The sequence below is a fragment of the Nonomuraea sp. NPDC003709 genome (assembly GCF_040610775.1).
Classification (GTDB): domain Bacteria; phylum Actinomycetota; class Actinomycetes; order Streptosporangiales; family Streptosporangiaceae; genus Nonomuraea; species Nonomuraea angiospora_A.
Window position 1 is genome coordinate 1 of record NZ_JBEXMW010000096.1, and the last position, 1311, is coordinate 1311.

The 1311-nt window shown below is 34.9% G+C and carries 2 protein-coding genes; both read right to left on the reverse strand.

All coding sequences use genetic code 11. From position 1 onward, the window contains the following. Positions 1-426, reverse strand: a 426-nt coding sequence (locus ABZX61_RS65860) for a CpsB/CapC family capsule biosynthesis tyrosine phosphatase (RefSeq protein ID WP_355213274.1), incomplete at its 3' end; no start/stop codon positions are given. 54 nt (positions 427-480) lie between these two features. Continuing rightward, entirely contained in the window at positions 481-1176 is a 696-nt protein-coding gene (locus ABZX61_RS65865; protein ID WP_300883823.1) for a polysaccharide biosynthesis tyrosine autokinase, read from the reverse strand. Positions 1177-1311 lie beyond the last annotated feature (135 nt).

Here is a 1311-nt window from a genome sequence, read left to right on the forward strand (position 1 = left end):
TCCTCTATTACGCTCAGGGTGGACCAAAATAGGTAGTAGTCCCTCCAATTGAATATTATAAAAAAGTTCTTGAGCATAAGCTGGCACATGATTTGATGGAAATTCAATCAATATATAACTTGAAGTGCCTGCTGCTGTCAGTAACTTTCCTTCAGAAAATTCTTTTAATAAATCACCATATATTCTCACCTCTTGTCCGGGTAAAACTTCAATTGATAATTGATGTTCGTCAATGATATTTTGAACTTCCTTAACTTTTTTCAAAATAAGCGGTGATTCATTATTAAATTGAGGATTATGATGAGGAGTCGCAGTGATAGTTGTTATCCCTTCGTCAATTGCTGATTTCAGCATTGTCAGAGTATCTCCAGAAGTTTTAGCTCCATCATCTATACCCGGTAAAATATGGCAATGAATATCAATCATTTGCTCTCCTCTTCTACAAATTTCTGTCTTTTATTTGATTCAAGTTTATTCCAATTACTCTACTCCGTAGTAGTAATACGACGGTGAGTCAGAAGAGTCTACCCCATGCAAAACAACTCCTAATATATTTGCATTAACTTGTTCCAGCATTTTTTTTGTTTTTGCTAAACTCTCTTTTTTTGTTTCATAGGCACGTACAACAATAACCACTCCTCCTACATAACTACTCAAAATTTGAGCATCAGTAACTGCAGAGAGAGGTGGAGTATCAATCAAAACAACATCAAAGAAATCGGACACAGAGTCAATCAAATTCTTCATTGCACTAGATGCTAATAATTCCGCTGGATTAGGTGGAATTGGACCAGAGGTAATTATTGTAAGATTTTCAGAAAGTCTTGTCCCTTGTATGGCATCTTCAATCGAAGATTGATGCATTAAAATATTGGTTAACCCTACTCTATTTTGTACTTTAAAAGTAATGTTAACAGTCGGTTTACGAAGATCACTATCAATTAAAAGTACTTTTTTACCTTGTTGTGCAAAAGCAACAGCTATATTAGCACTCGAGGTTGATTTACCTGCAGCTGCTTCTGAAGATGTTACTAGAAAACTTTTAATCCCTTGATCCGCCATTTTAAAATCAATGGTCGTACGAATCGTACGATATTGTTCAGAAATAGGTGATTGAGGATTGACACTGGTAATAATATAACGATTGTTGTCTATGCTTCTTTTATTTTTAGCCATCCTGAACTCCTATCTTTTATTCCTTTTTGATGATCTATTTACTTTATGGTCGCTAGGCGGACTTGACTTAGTTCCCGATTGCGTGCCATTTTTATTTGTATTCTTATTAAAATCACTCATTTGAGCATAGGTTGT

Excerpts from the sequence above, each read along its gene's own strand:
- ABZX61_RS65865 (WP_300883823.1), bottom strand. The coding sequence starts at position 1,176 with ATGGCTAAAAATAAAAGAAGCATAGACAACAATCGTTATATTATTACC.